Annotated in this window: 14 protein-coding genes and 1 pseudogene; all 15 read left to right on the forward strand. The window is 61.2% G+C overall.

Annotated features, from left to right (window positions below; translation table 11 throughout):
* Position 1 precedes the first annotated feature (1 nt).
* The 15 genes and pseudogenes from moaA to IGB42_RS02375 all read left to right on the forward strand — a co-directional run bounded on the left by moaA (position 2) and on the right by IGB42_RS02375 (position 15337).
* Entirely contained in the window at positions 2-997 is a 996-nt protein-coding gene (gene moaA / locus IGB42_RS02305; RefSeq protein ID WP_159666064.1) for a GTP 3',8-cyclase MoaA, read from the forward strand.
* Positions 997-1500, forward strand: coding sequence for a molybdopterin-guanine dinucleotide biosynthesis protein B (mobB, locus tag IGB42_RS02310; protein WP_159666067.1), 504 nt, complete (start codon positions 997-999; stop codon positions 1498-1500). The genes moaA and mobB overlap by 1 nt, the downstream gene beginning before the upstream one ends.
* A 1317-nt stretch (positions 1501-2817) precedes the next feature.
* A pseudogene (locus IGB42_RS22625) lies at positions 2818-2910 on the forward strand (PEP-CTERM sorting domain-containing protein); the annotation flags it as partial.
* Positions 2911-2968: 58 nt separating this feature from the next.
* On the forward strand, positions 2969-4192 hold the full coding sequence (locus IGB42_RS02320; protein WP_159666073.1) for a hypothetical protein: 1224 nt from the start codon (positions 2969-2971) through the stop codon (positions 4190-4192).
* A 53-nt stretch (positions 4193-4245) separates the two neighbouring features.
* Positions 4246-5727, forward strand: coding sequence for an undecaprenyl-phosphate glucose phosphotransferase (locus tag IGB42_RS02325; RefSeq protein ID WP_236822466.1), 1482 nt, complete (start codon positions 4246-4248; stop codon positions 5725-5727).
* A gap of 39 nt (positions 5728-5766) precedes the next feature.
* Positions 5767-6669, forward strand: coding sequence for an EpsD family peptidyl-prolyl cis-trans isomerase (locus tag IGB42_RS02330; protein WP_159666076.1), 903 nt, complete (start codon positions 5767-5769; stop codon positions 6667-6669).
* A complete protein-coding gene (locus tag IGB42_RS02335; protein WP_159666079.1) occupies positions 6666-7442 on the forward strand; it encodes an SLBB domain-containing protein in 777 nt (258 codons plus the stop codon). The genes IGB42_RS02330 and IGB42_RS02335 overlap by 4 nt, the downstream gene beginning before the upstream one ends.
* Before the next feature lie 26 nt (positions 7443-7468).
* Positions 7469-8860, forward strand: a complete 1392-nt coding sequence (gene epsF / locus IGB42_RS02340; RefSeq protein WP_159666082.1) for a chain length determinant protein EpsF — start codon at positions 7469-7471, stop codon at positions 8858-8860.
* Between the two features lie 3 nt (positions 8861-8863).
* Positions 8864-9733, forward strand: a complete 870-nt coding sequence (locus IGB42_RS02345) for a polysaccharide biosynthesis tyrosine autokinase (protein ID WP_159666085.1) — start codon at positions 8864-8866, stop codon at positions 9731-9733.
* Between the two features lies 1 nt (position 9734).
* Complete coding sequence (gene xrtB, locus IGB42_RS02350; protein WP_159666088.1) at positions 9735-10601, forward strand: exosortase B; 867 nt, start codon at positions 9735-9737, stop codon at positions 10599-10601.
* Positions 10598-11284, forward strand: coding sequence for an exosortase-associated protein EpsI, B-type (gene epsI, locus IGB42_RS02355; protein WP_159666091.1), 687 nt, complete (start codon positions 10598-10600; stop codon positions 11282-11284). Before xrtB ends, epsI begins: the two co-directional genes overlap by 4 nt.
* Positions 11281-12573 carry a hypothetical protein gene (locus tag IGB42_RS02360; protein ID WP_159666094.1) on the forward strand — a complete coding sequence of 431 codons (1293 nt, stop codon included), beginning with the start codon at positions 11281-11283 and terminating at the stop codon, positions 12571-12573. The genes epsI and IGB42_RS02360 overlap by 4 nt, the downstream gene beginning before the upstream one ends.
* Complete coding sequence (locus tag IGB42_RS02365; RefSeq protein ID WP_159666097.1) at positions 12566-13483, forward strand: glycosyltransferase family 2 protein; 918 nt, start codon at positions 12566-12568, stop codon at positions 13481-13483. Before IGB42_RS02360 ends, IGB42_RS02365 begins: the two co-directional genes overlap by 8 nt.
* Complete coding sequence (locus IGB42_RS02370) at positions 13470-14750, forward strand: O-antigen ligase (protein WP_159666100.1); 1281 nt, start codon at positions 13470-13472, stop codon at positions 14748-14750. The genes IGB42_RS02365 and IGB42_RS02370 overlap by 14 nt, the downstream gene beginning before the upstream one ends.
* A complete protein-coding gene (locus IGB42_RS02375) occupies positions 14747-15337 on the forward strand; it encodes a serine O-acetyltransferase (protein WP_159666103.1) in 591 nt (196 codons plus the stop codon). The genes IGB42_RS02370 and IGB42_RS02375 overlap by 4 nt, the downstream gene beginning before the upstream one ends.
* The last annotated feature ends 176 nt before the right edge of the window (positions 15338-15513 follow it).

Raw genomic sequence — 15513 nt, forward strand, 5'->3', positions numbered from 1 at the left:
CATGAACGCCCCGCTGCCCCGTCCCCTGATCGACCGCTTCAATCGCCGCATCAGCTATCTGCGGCTGTCGGTGACCGATCGGTGCGATCTGCGCTGCAGCTACTGCATCCCGCAAGGGTTCAAGGATTTCGAAGAGCCCGAACACTGGCTGACTTTCGACGAGATCGAGCGTGTGGTACGCCTGTTTGGCCTGCTGGGCGTTGGCCGGGTACGGCTGACTGGAGGCGAACCGCTGCTGCGCAAGGATCTGGCGCAATTGGCCGGCCGGCTATCGGTATTGCCGGGGATTGAAGACCTGTCGCTCTCCACCAATGCCACCCAGCTCGACCGCCACGCCACGGCATTGCATGCCGCCGGCGTAAAACGGCTGAATATCAGCCTGGATTCGCTCAAGCGCGATTGCGTAACCCGTGTGAGCGGGCGCGACAGCCTGCCTGCGGTGATGGCCGGGCTGGACGCGGCGCAGGCAGCAGGCTTTGCCCCCATCAAGCTCAACATGGTGGTGATGCAGGGCGTGAACGATGGCGAAATCGAGGCGATGGCAGCGTTCTGCCTTGCCCGCGGCTTTACCTTGCGCCTGATCGAAGCCATGCCCATGGGCGACACGGGCCGCAATGCCCATTACCTGCCGCTGGATGGTGTACGCGATCAACTGGTGGCCCGCTTCGGCCTGATCCCGCAAGCGCTGGAAATGGGCGGCGGGCCGGCGCGCTACTGGCAGTTACCCGATGGCAGTGGCAATATCGGTTTCATCACGCCGATCAGCCAGCACTTCTGTGCCACCTGCAACCGGGTAAGGCTGGCTGTGGATGGCACGCTGTACCTGTGCCTGGGCCAGGAAGAGAAACTGGCACTGCGCCCGCTGCTGCGCGGCGGCGCCAGCGATACCGAGCTGATTGCCGCGCTGCGCGACGCCATCGAGCTCAAGCCCGAGCGGCACGAATTCCGCGAGCAACCGGGCAAGATCATCCGCATCATGGCGCATACGGGCGGCTGATGGCGCTATTCGGCATCTGCGGGCACTCCGGTGCGGGCAAGACCACGCTGATCGAGGCCTTGCTGCCCATCCTCAACGCGCAGGGCCTGACCGTCAATGTGGTGAAGCACAGCCATCACGATATCGAGCTGGAGCCTCAGCGCAAGGACAGTGCGCGCTTCCGCAGCGCAGGCGCACAGGAAGTGCTGCTTGCCACACCCTACCGCTACGCAATCATGCATGAGCTGGCCAATGAAACCGAGCCTGGTCTTGCCACGTTGCTGGCACGGCTGGCTCCGGCCGATGTCACGCTCGTAGAAGGCTATACCAGCATCGCCATGCCGCGACTGATCGTGCACCGTGCGGCGCAGGGCAGGCAGCCACGCGGCTTGGGCGAGCCGGGGGTAGTCGCCATCGCCTGCGACAGACCGGATAGTCACATCGATGGCACAAACCTGCCCCGCTTGCCGCTGGATGATCCGCAACGGATCGCCGTGCTGATCCTGCACACGCTGCATCGCTAGAATCAGTCGCCCGGGGCGCCCGGCACCCCGATGTAGTTCCGCCCTGTCGCCAGCAAGCGCCCGCTTGTTTGTCCGGATCGTGAAACGCGGTCGACCTCCACTACACAAGACCGCGCCGCCCAGGCTGGCAGCAATCCGGAAACGCGCATTGCATTGTCATTACGATCCCATTGCAGGTCGTTATGCGTTTTTCATAAAAGACGGTGCTATCGGATTAAACCCTCACAAATCACAAACTTACCAAAAAAGTCAGATTTTGACGGTTTTTTTCTGACAACCTGCCTTGGAAGCCACGAAACTTGTGCAACGCAGCATGATCGTCATGTAAGAATTCTTCCTACGTGCAATTATCCATGTCAATTACATAACACCGAGATGACCATATTTTTTTCATTCGCCATTCAATTAATTATCAATTCATTTCCTCGCCATCATTAATTCATCATCACCCATTACGATGTATGTAGCTTGTAGTGGTATTGAAGGACGGACACCTACAAAAAATGTCGGAATACGTAGGAAAATGTGTAGGCCAGAAGCCTTGTATTACGTACATGAAAGCGTTTTCAGACAACTTTGTTGATTTGTAGTCTGTCAGCACTACAAAGGTGCATTTTTCAACAGATGAATCAAATTTGTGCAGAACGGCTATTTGGTTCTTATTCGAAATAATGGTAAAAGCCAGCGCATTCTCAACCGTTCATGCAGTGGGTGTTAAAAATAACAAAAATTGTGAAACAGATCACAAACCGCCGCAAAACCAATACCCGCGCGACTTTCACAGTCATTTCTAATGTACTACAAGACTTACGTTTATCTGCTGCCTGGGTTTTGTCGTTGTAATGAAACATATGCCGTGGCATCCTGCGCTGGACAAAAAACACACCAAACAGTCAGGGTTTTGTAAACAAGTATTTTCTTATGCAAGGAGAACGAAACATGCGTTTTGCCAACACTCTCGCCAAAACCGTCGTCGCTTCGCTGCTGCTTGCCGCAGCCAGCCTGAGCCATGCGGCCTATAGCAAGTCCTTCTCGAGCGACCAGCACACACTGTTTGCCTTCGATACCTTCAGCAGCAGCACGCCATTCACACTCAGCTACTCAGCCACCCCCAGCGTTGCAGGTGGTCAGCTGGAAAGCCTGTTCGGCGTTCTGTTCCTGATGTCCCCCACCGGCACCGGCCAATCGCTGGTTTCGCAGGTGTTCTCGCCAGGTGCGCAAAGCTTCAGCGGCAGCTTCTTCATTCCGGAAGCAGGCACCTACAGCTATGCGTTTTCGCTGAACAAGAACAGCGATTGGCTGGGCTCTTTCAACCTGAACGTGGCCCCGGTTCCGGAACCTGAAACCGTTGCCCTGATGGGTATCGGTCTGATGGGTGTACTGCTTGCGCGTCGTCGCAAGCGCGGTTAAGCATCCGGGCGCGCTGCCGGGCCGGAATCCAGTCCGTGCCGGGCAGCAGCGCTTCAGGATGACCCGCAATTACCTGTTGAATGCAATGCGTTTTTACCGTTTCTCGATGTTGTGCCCCGGCGTGCTGCCAGCTTGGGGCGTGATGTTCGGTGTTGCCCTGATTGGCGCGGCCGGCAAAGCGGCCGCCGCATATGACGACGACGATGTCTTCACTGCTCATGCCGAGGTCAACACGCTGTACGACAGCAACCTGTTCCGCGTCTCGGACGGTGCTGCGTCAGCAGTAGGAAAAAAGAGTGACACGGTGGTTGAGGCCCGTGCAGGTGGCAGTATCGACAAAACCGTTTCGCGTCAGCGCTTCGTGCTGGAGGGGGATGTGTTCCGGCCTACCTACCTGTCACACCGGCAGCTCGACTACCAGGGCTGGCAAGGCTCGGCAACCTGGCATTGGCAGGTGGGCAGCCCGCTGTCGGGCAAGCTGGCCTATGAGGATCAGCACACGCTGTCGGCTTTCGAAGATGTGCTGCTGGGGCAGAAAGACCTGGTGCGCCAGCGCACCACCAGCGCGGAAGCGGATTACGCGCTGGATTCGCACTGGTCGGTGTTGGCCGCAGTTTCCAGCGGAGACCAGAAGCACGACAGCCGTGGCTATCTGGATTTGCACCAGCAGACTGCGGCAGCCGGGGTACGACTACGTACCGGACGGGGCAGCGAGGTGAAGGTGATGGCCGACTACCTCGATGTCGATTACGACCGCGACTATGCCATTGCCCCCCTGGCCGAACGTGGCTATCGCCAACGCGGGTTGCACGGCAACGTGAGCTGGCCCATAAGCGGCAAGACCACGCTGACCGCCAATCTGGGCATTGCCAGCTGGCGCTACTACGGCGACGGGGATTGGCGCCAGACGGGAACCGGTGGATTCGGAGCCATCTGGCAGGCAAGCGAAAAAACGCGCGTCAGCATCGATTACCAGCGCGATTTCGAAGCGCCGGGCCAGAACATCGGCCGCAATGTCGACGACAACTTCCGGCTGGCCGTGCAGTGGCAAGCCACCGGCCACACCGTGGTCGATGCGTCCTGGCGCCGCACATTGCGCCATGTGCAACAGGTTTTCGATTACGACGAAACCACCGATTACCTGCGCCTTGGCCTTGAGTACGAGTGGCATAAATCATGGTTCGTCAGTGTGTACGGGCAATACCAAACGCGTGATTCCGAACTGCCCGCCAATGACTATACGTCGGCGCAACTGGGCCTGAATCTGGGATATCGCTACTGATGTACAAGCAACAACGGTGCAGCGTGCTGCGCCAGGGTATGGGGGATTAAAGCGTGAGTCATTCCGAACTAGCCATCAAGGATCTGCCGCCGCAGATCATCGAAGATGCCGGCCTGCCGCCGCACCTGTCCCAGCTCAACGACCGTTTCAGCGAACTGGTGACTGCAGCGCCACTGACCGGTTTCTTCAAGTCATTTATAGACCCTGTCGTGGTGGTTGCAAGCCTGTATCTGCTGTCACTGCCGTTCCAGGTCACGTTCGATGGTTACAGCTGCCTGCTGGCGGTGGTGACCTTCCTGCTGACCTCACAGGTGCTCGACGGCGTGTTCCTGTTCGTACCGGGGCACGAGCGCCCATTACTCGGGCTGGGACGTTTTGCCGTGCAATGGTTGTTCATCTGCGCGGTACTCTGCCTGATCGGCTGGGCAACCGGCTTTGCCGCCTATTTCCATCCGCCATACATCCTGACCTGGTTCCTGGTGGCCCCTGCGGCACTGATCGGCGTGCATGCGATGTTCCGGCCGTTCCTGCTGGCATCACGCGGCAGCACGCAAGGCACGCGCAGCGCCATCGTGGTGGGCGCCAACCGCCCGGGTTGCGCGCTGTCGGATGCGCTACGCAACGATCCGCTGCACCGCATCGAATTCAAGGGTTATTTCGACGACCGCGAGCATGACCGCCTGCCGGGCGTAAACGCCGATGAAATCATCGGCAAGCTCAAGGACCTGCCTGCCTATGTGCGCGATCACTGCATCAACAACATCTACATTTCGCTGCCGATGAGCTCGCAACCGCGCGTGATGCAGATGCTGGACGGGCTGAACGATTCCACCGCGTCGATCTACTTCGTGCCGGACCTGTTCGTGTTCGACCTGATCCAGGCGCGTTTCGACCACATTGCCGGCATTCCGGTGGTGACCATCTGCGAGAGCCCGTTCGTGGGCCTGCGCGGCGTGCTCAAGCGCTTCTCGGACATCGTGATCGCGTGCGCGCTGCTGACGCTGATCTGGCCGATCATGCTGGGCGTGGCCGTAGCGGTGAAGCTCACCTCCAAGGGCCCGGTGCTTTTCAAACAGCGCCGCTATGGCGCCGACGGCGAGAGCATCCTCGTCTACAAGTTCCGCTCGATGACGGTGATGGAAGACGGCGACAAGGTGGTGCAGGCCACCAAGAACGACCAGCGCCTGACGCCGATCGGCGGGCTGATCCGCAAGACCTCGCTCGACGAGTTGCCGCAGTTCATCAACGTGCTGCAGGGCCGCATGAGCATTGTAGGACCCCGCCCACATGCGAATGCCCACAACGAGCAATACCGCGCGTTGATCAAGGGCTACATGATGCGCCACAAGGTCAAACCGGGCATTACCGGGTGGGCCCAGGTCAACGGTTTCCGTGGCGAAACAGACACGCTGGACAAGATGCAGCGCCGGATCGAGTTCGATCTCGACTACCTGCGCAACTGGTCGATCTGGCTGGATCTGAAAATCGTCGCCAAGACTGCACTGATGATGGTGCATGACAAAAACGCCTACTGAACTTCATCCCAAGCACGCAATAGATTGATCGAGACCACCATGCGATATCGTGAACGCAATACCGCAGTGCTACTGGTACTGGCCGTGGCACTGAGTGCATGCAAGCCGGCGGCAGAAGAAAAGACTTCCCCCAGCCAGGTAATCGCCCGTGTAGGCGATGCTGAAATCACCGTGCATCAGCTCAACTTCCTGCTGGCGCAGCAACCTGCAGCGGCCAGCCCTACTACCAAGCAGCAAATCCTTGACGGATTGATCGACCAGGAACTGCTGGTGCAGAAAGCCGTGACGCTCAAGCTTGATCGTGACCCCAACGTGGTGCAGGCCATCGATGCCGCGCGCCGGCAGATCCTGGCCCGTGCAGCGGCCGAGCGCGAGTTTGGCAAAGCCCAGCCGCCAACGCAGGCGCAGATCGATGCATTCATCGCGGATAACCCGTTGCTGTTCAGTGAACGCCGACGCTATGAGTTTGAAGTGTTCGCCATCGCGCACTCCGCACTCAAGCCCGAACAGGAAGCGATGCTGGATCAATCGAAATCCCCGAAAGAAACCATCGCGCTGCTGCAGAAAGCCGGTATTGCCTTCCAGCAAAGCGATACCCAGAAAAACGCCGAACAGGTGCCGATGGCACTGCTACCGCAAATTGCAGCAATGCATGTGGGTGACATCACCTCGCTGGCGGAGGGTGACAAATTGCTGCTGTTGCAGCTCAAGAGCGCCTCCCCGGCTCCGCTCGATGGCAGCCAGTCCGCCGAGAGCGTCAAGCACTACCTGCAGAGCAATCGCGTGCAGACACAAGTCGCCACCCGGATGAAAGCGTTGCACGACACCACCAAGATCGAATACCTGCAGCGTTTTGCCTCGGCAACGGCTGCGGTACAGCCGGTGGCGCAGCAGGACGTCACGGATGCCAGCATCAAGGCCGGCCTGAAGGGGCTGCAATGATGCGCCGTTTGCTGATTGCGTTTTGCGTGCTGCTTTGCGCACTGCCCGCCTTCGCCGCTGCTGAATACCGGCTTGGTGCAGGCGACGTGGTAAAGATCACCGTTTATGACCATGACGATCTGAATACCGAGCTGCAACTGACCCAGAGCGGCGAGCTGGCTTTTCCACTGATCGGCCGTATCAAGCTGGCGGGCCTTACCTTCTCGGAAACGGAGCGCCTGATTGCCACCAAGCTGGATGAAGGCGGCTTCGTCAAGAAGGCTTTCGTCAACGTACTGATCACCCAGTACCGCAGTCAGCGCGTGACGGTGATCGGCGAAGTGAACAAGCCGGGCCGTTATGACCTGGACGGCGTTGCCAATATCGTCGACGCCGTGGCACTGGCCGGCGGCGTAGCCCCCACCGGGGGTGACCGCGTGGTACTGACCCGTGGCGAAACGCGCAACGAAATCCTGTTGTCGCAATTCCTCAGCCAGTCGAAGGAAGGCGATCCGGCCACACAGATCCGCAATGGCGACGTGATTTTCGTGCCGCGCATGCAACAGATCTATGTATACGGCGAGGTCAACCGCCCGGGTGCATTCCGTCTGGAGCCCGGTATGACCGTGGTGCAGGCGATCGCGGCTGCAGGCGGCTTCAACCAGCGCGCCACCAAGCGCGGCCTCGAGATCGAGCGCCGCAAGCCGGAAGGCGGCACCGCCGTCATTGCGCCACGCCTGAGTGACCCGGTGCAGGACAACGACGTGATCAACGTCCAGGAAAGCCTGTTCTAAGGCGCTCACACAAGGACGACGTAGCCATGCCCGCTTATTTTTCTGTTTTCTTCCAGGTCCTCAAGGCCAGACGCTGGATTGCGCTGCCGGTATTCGTGCTGGTGGTGCTGGTCACGCTGATTGCCAGCCTGCTGCTGCCCAAACAATACACCGCCGATACCACGGTGGCACTTGACGTCAAGGCGGTCGATACCGTCACCGGGCAGCAGGTTACCGGTTACCTGGCCCCCAGTTACATGGCCACCCAAGTCGAGATCATCGGCAGCATGGCCGTCGCGCTTAAGGTGGTCGATGCGATGGGCGTGGTAAACCTGCCGGAGGCGCAAGCCCAGTTCCGCGAGGCCGGCAAGGGCGAGGGTGATATCCGCAGCTGGTTTGCCGGCCGCCTGTTGCGCGGGCTGGAAGTACGCCCCAGCCGCGAGAGCAACATCATCAACCTGCGCTTTACCGGGGGTGATCCCAAATTTGCCGCAGCAACGGCCAATGCCTTTGCCGCTGCCTACGTGCACACCATTGCCGATATGCAGACTGCCGCCGCACAGAAGAAATACGACTTCTTCCAGTCGCAGATCAAGGGTTTGCAGCAGAACCTGGAGAAGAGCCAGCACCAGTTGTCTGCCTATCAGCAGGAACAGGGCATCGTGGCCTCCGACGAGCGCATGGACATGGAAACACAGCGCCTGAACGAGATCACCACCCAGTTGGTGCAGGCGCAATCACTGGCTTTCGATGCGCAATCCCGTGCACGTGGCGGCGCTGGCGCATCCGATGTGCTCAACAACCCGCTGATCCAGCAACTGAAGAACCAGCTTGCCACACAGGAAGCCAAGTTCAGCGAGATTGCAGCCAAGAACGGGCCCAATCACCCGCATTACCTGCAGGCCAGGGCAGAGCTTGAATCCACCCGCAATCAGCTGAACCAGATGCTGGGCCAGTACGCGGGCGGCATGGACAACGCGGCCGGCAATTCGGCATCGCGCCAGGCCTCGCTGCAGCAGGCATTGCAGAAGCAGAAAGACCGCGTACTGGAATTCAAGTCGCAGCGTGCACGCCTTGATGTACTGCAACGCGACGTCGATAGCGCGCAGCGCGCGTATGACTCGGCCATGCAGCGCCTGTCGCAAACCATGCTGGAAAGCCGCTCCGAGCAAACCAACGTCACCGTGCTGAACGAGGCCACCGAGCCCATGCGCCACAGCCGGCCGCGCGTCACGCTGAACGTGCTGTTGTCGCTGTTTGTGGGCGTGGTGCTGGCAGCGGGTTGCGCACTGCTGGTTGAAATGCTCAACCGCCGCGTGCGCTCCGCCAACGATCTGCAGCGCCTGCTGGGCCTGCCGGTGCTGGCTGACCTGAGCCTGGTGACCAGCAAGAAGCAGCCCCGCAAGGGCTTTTTCCAACACCAGCCACAAGCGAGCTGAACCATGAATACGCCCAACGCGATTCCGCTGCCGCAGGCACATGCCCGGATTGGCACCCTGTTGCTCGAACGTGGCAGCATTACCCAGTCCCAGGCGGCTCTGGTGCTGGAACATCAGAGACGCCGCGGCTTGCGCTTCGGTGAAGCCGCCGTCGAACTTGGCCTTGTCAGCGATGCCGATATCCGCCGCGCGCTGTCTGCCCAGTTCGATTACTCGTACGCACACAGCGGCGAAAGCAGCATCAGCCCACTGGTTACCGCCGCCTGCAATCCGTTCTCGCCCGAGGTGGAGGCGCTGCGCAGCTTGCGCAGCCAGTTGCTGCTGCGCTGGTTCGAAGCCGAACAGCATGCACTGATGGTAGTCGGCAGCGAAGCCGGTCCTTCCGCCTCCATCCTTGCCGCCAATCTGGCAGTGGTGTTCTCGCAGATGGGAGAACGCACACTGCTGGTGGATGCGAACCTGCGCCAGCCACAGCAGCAGACGCTGTTCGACCTCAAGGGCCGCCACGGGCTGACCGACCTGATGGCAGGCCGCGCCGAACCCAGCACCTGCATCCAGCAATTGCACACGCTGCCCGGCCTCTCCATCCTGGCCGCCGGCACCCAGGTACCCAATCCGCAGGAACTGCTGTCACGCCAGGAGTTTGCACTGTGGTGCGAGCAACTGGCGCAACAGTTCGATGTAGTGCTGTTCGATGCCCCTTCGCTGTCGCTGGGGGCCGATGCACAGCTGATCGGTGCGCGCGCACGCGGTGCGTTGCTGCTGGCCCAGCGCAACAAGACCGCCGTAGCCGACGTGGCGATGCTGCGTGATCAATTGCGCGTTGCAGGTACCGAGGTGGTTGGCTGCGTGCTCGACAAGGCCAGGCACTGACATGACGGCAGACCAGGCAGCTGTTTTCCCCCCGTTCCAGATAGGACGTTTCATCACCCGCAATCTGCTGGTGCTTGCCGGGCTGGCCGCCCTGCTGCTGCCCACGCTATACGATCTGGGCACCGGGCTATGGCAGAGCAATGAACAGGGACATGGCCCGCTGGTCTTGCTGGTGGTGCTCTACCTGTTCTGGCGCCAGCGTGGCGCCTCGCCGGGCCGTTGCTCAGCATGGGGCTGGCCGCTGATCTGCGCGGGCCTGCTTGCCTACGTGCTGGGCCGTTCACAGGAAATCTGGCTACTGGAAATCGGCGCCTTCATCCCGCTGCTGGCAGGGCTGCTGGTGCTGGAAGGTGGCTGGAAGCTGCTGCGCCAGCATGCATTTGCGCTGGGCTTCATCGTGTTCCTGATCCCGCTACCCGGCGTACTGGTCGACTGGCTGACCACCGGCCTCAAGGGCGATGTATCCGCGCTGGTGGAACAGATCCTCTACACGGCAGGCTATCCGATTGCGCGCACCGGCGTGATGCTGAGCATCGGCCCGTACCGGCTGCTGGTGGCCGATGCCTGCTCCGGGCTCAACTCGCTGTTCAGCCTGCTGGCGATGGGCTCGCTGTATGTCTACCTCGTCCACCATACCTCGCGGCTGCGCTCGCTGCTGCTGTGCCTGCTGATCGCCCCGCTGGCTTTTGCCGCCAACGTGGTGCGCGTATTGATCCTGGTGCTTGTGACCTATTACTGGGGCGATGCAGCCGGCCAAGGCTTCATCCACCAGTTCGCCGGTATCGCGCTGTTTGCAGTGGCATTGGGTGGCCTCTACCTGTTCGATGCCTTGCTGGGCCTTGTACTGCCCGACCGGAGAACCGAATGAATTCCGCCCTCACCCGCAGCGCGCTGCTGTTCGCGCTGATGGCACTGACCGCAGTCGCCGCCCGCTCGCTCACACCAACCGAATTCAGCGCGCGCAAGCACCCGGTGCAACTGGAACAAATGGTGCCGACAGAGTTCGGCCCGTGGACGCAGGACAACCTGGCGCAACCTGCCGTCACCGCTTCAGAGCTAGATCAGAGCGTGAGCAAGGTCTACTCGCAAGTACTCACCCGTACCTACCGCAATGCCCGCGGCCAGCGCATCATGCTGTCGATCGCCTACAGCGACGATCAGCGCGATAACGCCGGCAAGCAGGCGCACAAGCCGGAAATCTGCTACCCGGCGCAGGGCTTCACCATCGAGGCGCGCAGCAGCAGCACGCTGATGCTGCAAGGCCAGCAGGTGCCGGTACGGCGGCTGGTGGCGGTGCAGGGCGAGCGCATCGAGCCCATCACCTACTGGATTACGCTGGGCGGCAAGCCGCAGCGCAATGCCACGGATCTCAAGCTGGCGCAGATTGCCGCCGGCCTCGCCGGGCGCATCGAGGACGGGCTGATTTTCCGCGTGTCGTCCCTGGATGCCGATAGCGGCCTTGCCTACCGGCAACAGGCGGCGTTCATCGACGATCTGTACCAGATTGCCTCGCCAGCGGCACGCCGTGCCTTCTTCGGGGTAGGTGCATGAGCAATGCCGCAAACATTGCCGTACCTGCGATGACCAGCCGCAGCGGCTGGCTGGGCAACACGCTGGCGCGCGTACCGCGTCCGCTGCTGTCCTTCGTATGCCAGGGCCTCGTCAGTGGCGTGAGTTTCCTCTCGTCGCTGGCGGTGCTGCACTGGGCCGGCCGCGATGATTACTCGGCCTACGTGCTGTTCATCAATGCCTATGTGCTGCTGTCGAGCATACAGAACGCGCTGCTGCTGTCGCCGCTGGTAACACTATCCGGGCGCATGAGCGTGGCTGCACGCGAACACGCGGTGAGCTGGGGGGTGCGGCTGGGTGTGGTGCTGGCTTTGCTGGGTGGCCTGGTGCTGATGGCGTACTGGCACTGGCAGGCGCCGCACAGCATGCCGCAGTGGCTGTGGGCAGGTGTACCGGTGGGCTTCGGGCTGCTGCTGTTCCGCGACCTGCGCCGCGCCATCTGGTTGCTGCTGGGTGATCTGGTGTCGTTGCTGCGGCTCGATATCGTCTACTTCCTGCTGTCCACGTTGATCCTGCTGCTGGCATATCACTACCGCGGCATGAGTCTGGGCCTCGCCATCGTTGCCGTTGCATTGCCGGCGCTGTGGGCATTGCTGAAACGCCCCCGCTTTGCTGCCAATACCAGGACGCCCGAATTCGAGCAGCTGGACAAGGCATTCCGTGCCGAATTGTGGGCATGCGCACGCTGGGCGCTGCCGGGCGTGGGTGTGACCTGGCTGTTCAGCAATGGCTACTGGTTCTACCTGGACGCCGTGCAGGGCAAGGCTGCGGTGGCCTTGCTGGCGGCCACCCGGCTCTTCTATACCCCGATCGGTCTGATGATCCAGGGCTGGGCCGGCTATTACCGGCCGGTGTTTGCCCGCATGGAACAGGCCGGCCAGCAAAAGGAAAAATGGGTGCTGGTATGGCGCCAGGTGGTATGGGCGGCGTTCATCGTCGCGAGCTTTGCTGCAGTACTGGCGGCAGTGTCGCTGTGGGTGCCCGCCATCCTGCCGCACTTCATCGATCCGCAGATGTGGCTGCTGTCGGTGGCGCTATGGGCGGTGTATTTCATCATCCAGTGGGGGCGTACCGTCGTCGCCACTGCCCTGCTGGCCGATCCCACCGGCTACCGCGTGGTATTCCAGGCGGGCCTTGCCGGCTGCGTGCTGTTCTATGCGCTGTTCATTCCGCTGGCCGCGTTCACCCACCAACCCCTGTACTGCCCGCTGGCGCTGATCGTGGCTGAAGCCGCCATCGCCCTGTGGCTATGGAAGAAGCGCCATGTATAAGCCCCTGCACAACCCTACGGTTGCCATCCTGGTCTGCACCTTCCGCCGGCCAGGCATGCTCAGCGACCTGCTCGATTCCATGGCCGCGCTGGAGCGTGATGGCCTGCAACCCAGCCTGTACGTGATCGACAACGACCCTGCCCGCTCGGCCGCCGAGGTGGTGGCTGCGCGCCAGGCAGGCTTTCCGTTCCCGCTCACCTACCTGCACGAACCGCAGCAGAACATCTCGCTGGCACGCAATCGCGGTCTCGACAACGCCAATGCCGATTACATCGCCTTCATCGACGATGATGAAGTGGCGGTATCCGGCTGGCTGAAAAGCCTGGTCAGCACTGCCGGCAATTTCCAGGCCCAACTGGTGTTCGGTCCGGTCACGCCCATTTACCCGCCGGACATGCCGCACTGGCTGATCGAAGGCGGGTTCTATGAGCGCGCAACACACCCGAGTGGCACGCCGATGCCACTACTGGAAGCGCGCACCGGCAATGTGCTGATCGATAGCCGCATCCTTGGCACACCGGCATTGCGCTTCGATCCGGCACTGGGCTTGAGCGGTGGCGAGGACTATGTCTTTTTCCGCCATCTGTATGCAGCAGGTGCAAAAGGCGTGTTTGCCGAAGACGCAGAAGTGCGCGAAGAAGTACCGGCGGCACGCGCCAACGCGCGCTGGCTGGTGAAGCGCAGCTTCCGGGTAGGCTCGGTAGAAGCCACGCTGAGCCGCCGTGCCGGCGTGGCCAGCAGTGCCCGCATCGTGGCCAAGATTGCGTACGTGCTGGCGCGCAGCCTGCCGGCGCTGGCCATCAGCCCGTTCCGCTCGCAGGCGGGCCGGCTGTGGGTGCGCCGTCGCGTTGCCATCGGTTTGGGCCTGATGTATGGGCTGGTAAACGGACCCTATCGTGAATACAAGTAATCCTGCCCTCCATTTTGCCGCACAGCCAGAATGGCGCGGCCGCCTGTACGCACTGGCGCTGTTCCTGAGCGTGTTTGCGATCGTGGCGTTGGGTGCATCGCAAACCGGTGGCGGCGGCAGCATCGGCCGACAGCTGCAATGGCTGGGGCTGGCTGGCGGCGCAATCTGGGTGCTGCGGCGTGGCGACACCCGCACGCAACCGATGGCGTTCGGCTGGGCCAGCGCGGTCGGTATGCTGGTATTGCTGTACATCGCCGTATCCGCCGCGTGGTCCGTCGTGCCGGATATCACGCTCAAGCGCGCGATCCTGCTGTGGATCGTGGTGGCACTGTGCGTGGCGACGTTTGGCCAGTTGCGCAACGAACCGGTGGATTTCCTGCACTGGCATTACTGGCCGGTGGGTATTCTGCTGATCTCGTCGGTGATGGTGGCCGTGGCGTGGCCAGCCTATGGCGTGACCGCCATCGGCTGGCGTGGCGTGGCTTCGCACAAGAATGAACTGGGGCAGCTCGCCACGCTGGGTGTGTTGATCTATGCCACGCTGGCGCTGACCGGCCGCGTGTGGGTGGGTGGTGGCCTGGCGGTACTGGCGGTATTCGTATTGTGGCGCTCGCAAAGTTCCAGCTGCACGCTGGCGCTGGCCGTGGCGCTGATGGTGGGCGGCGTGGCATGGACCATTGCGCAGGCGCGCAACAGCCAGATCGCCAAGCCGCTGGTACTGGGTACCGGCCTGATGCTGCTGGTGGTGTTGTTCGCGCTGTTCGTTGCCGGGCTCATCCCGGATGTGCAGGGCATCATCGATATCGTATTCGGTGCGCTGGGCAAATCATCCACGCTCACCGGCCGTACCGAATTGTGGGAGCTGGTGCTGTACAACTCGCATTTCCAGAACCCGTGGCTGGGCGGTGGCTATGGCGGCTTCTGGAACGGCGTGGACAGTATCGCCGGCTATATCGCCTATCGCTTTGGCGGCGGTTACGTGGGTCAGGCGCACAACGGCTATATCGACCTCTTCAATGATCTGGGCTGGATCGGCATCGGCCTGCTGGTGCTGTTCCTGCTGACCTGGTTAGAGCGCATCTTCGCCGCACGCCGCATTGCCGGTACCGAGTTCTATTTCCACCTGATGTTCTTTGTCTTCATGGCGATTCTCGATATCACCGAGAGCGCGTACTGGCGAACGACACAGTCACTCAATATCGTGCTGATCGCATCGTTCATCCGGGTCAACACCCTGGCGATTGCCGCAGCAAGGAGCAACCGATGATCCGTTCCCGCGAGGATTACCTCCGCTATCTGGAAGCCGACCGCATTTCGCTCGGGGCCGACAACACGCTGTTCCAGCGCCTGTTCAACGATCGCTGGCAATACCAGCGCCTGCTGCGCCGCGTGGAATACCTGAAGAACTGCCGCAAGAACAAGCTGCTGCGGCTATGGGTGGAATGGCGTCATCGCAAACTGGGCCGTTTGCTCGGCTACTCGATCCCGCCCAATGTGTTCGGCCCCGGACTGGCCATTCCGCATCGTGGCACCATCGTGGTGAACAGCTACGCGCGCGTCGGCGCCAATTGCCGCATCCATGTCTGCACCAATCTGGGTACCAACTTGGGCACGCTCGATGAAGCGCCGGTGCTGGGCGACAACGTCTATATCGGTCCCGGTGCCAAGCTGTACGGCAAGATCGTATTGGGCGACAACATGGTGATCGGCGCCAATGCAGTGGTGAATCGCAGTTTCCCCGAGGGTAACTGCACTGTTGCCGGTGCGCCCGCACGCGTGATTTCCGAGCGCACATCCGCCGGCGGACTGATCCGCGGCCACGCCGTACCGCAAGGCGAGGCAATCGGGGCATGAGGCTGTCTGGCGCGCCCGACTGCTTTGAACGCTGCATTCGTGCGGCCATGCAAACCATCTCGTTGCTGAACCGGAAGCATGCGGTCAAGCGCGCTTTCCTTTCATCAAATTCTTACAAAAACCGGCTTGCAAGCCAAATACCTTACAAATCATGGTGGGAAAAATTTTCTGGAAAA

Origin of the sequence: Andreprevotia sp. IGB-42, from assembly GCF_009848685.1 — a bacterium.
Classification (GTDB): Bacteria; Pseudomonadota; Gammaproteobacteria; order Burkholderiales; family Chitinibacteraceae; genus Andreprevotia.

Coding starts and splice junctions, on each gene's coding strand:
- moaA (WP_159666064.1), top strand. CDS start 2: ATGAACGCCCCGCTGCCCCGTCCCCTGATCGACCGCTTCAATCGCCGC.
- mobB (WP_159666067.1), top strand. CDS start 997: ATGGCGCTATTCGGCATCTGCGGGCACTCCGGTGCGGGCAAGACCACG.
- IGB42_RS02320 (WP_159666073.1), top strand. CDS start 2,969: ATGACCCGCAATTACCTGTTGAATGCAATGCGTTTTTACCGTTTCTCG.
- IGB42_RS02330 (WP_159666076.1), top strand. CDS start 5,767: ATGCGATATCGTGAACGCAATACCGCAGTGCTACTGGTACTGGCCGTG.
- IGB42_RS02335 (WP_159666079.1), top strand. CDS start 6,666: ATGATGCGCCGTTTGCTGATTGCGTTTTGCGTGCTGCTTTGCGCACTG.
- epsF (WP_159666082.1), top strand. CDS start 7,469: ATGCCCGCTTATTTTTCTGTTTTCTTCCAGGTCCTCAAGGCCAGACGC.
- IGB42_RS02345 (WP_159666085.1), top strand. CDS start 8,864: ATGAATACGCCCAACGCGATTCCGCTGCCGCAGGCACATGCCCGGATT.
- xrtB (WP_159666088.1), top strand. CDS start 9,735: ATGACGGCAGACCAGGCAGCTGTTTTCCCCCCGTTCCAGATAGGACGT.
- epsI (WP_159666091.1), top strand. CDS start 10,598: ATGAATTCCGCCCTCACCCGCAGCGCGCTGCTGTTCGCGCTGATGGCA.
- IGB42_RS02360 (WP_159666094.1), top strand. CDS start 11,281: ATGAGCAATGCCGCAAACATTGCCGTACCTGCGATGACCAGCCGCAGC.
- IGB42_RS02365 (WP_159666097.1), top strand. CDS start 12,566: ATGTATAAGCCCCTGCACAACCCTACGGTTGCCATCCTGGTCTGCACC.
- IGB42_RS02375 (WP_159666103.1), top strand. CDS start 14,747: ATGATCCGTTCCCGCGAGGATTACCTCCGCTATCTGGAAGCCGACCGC.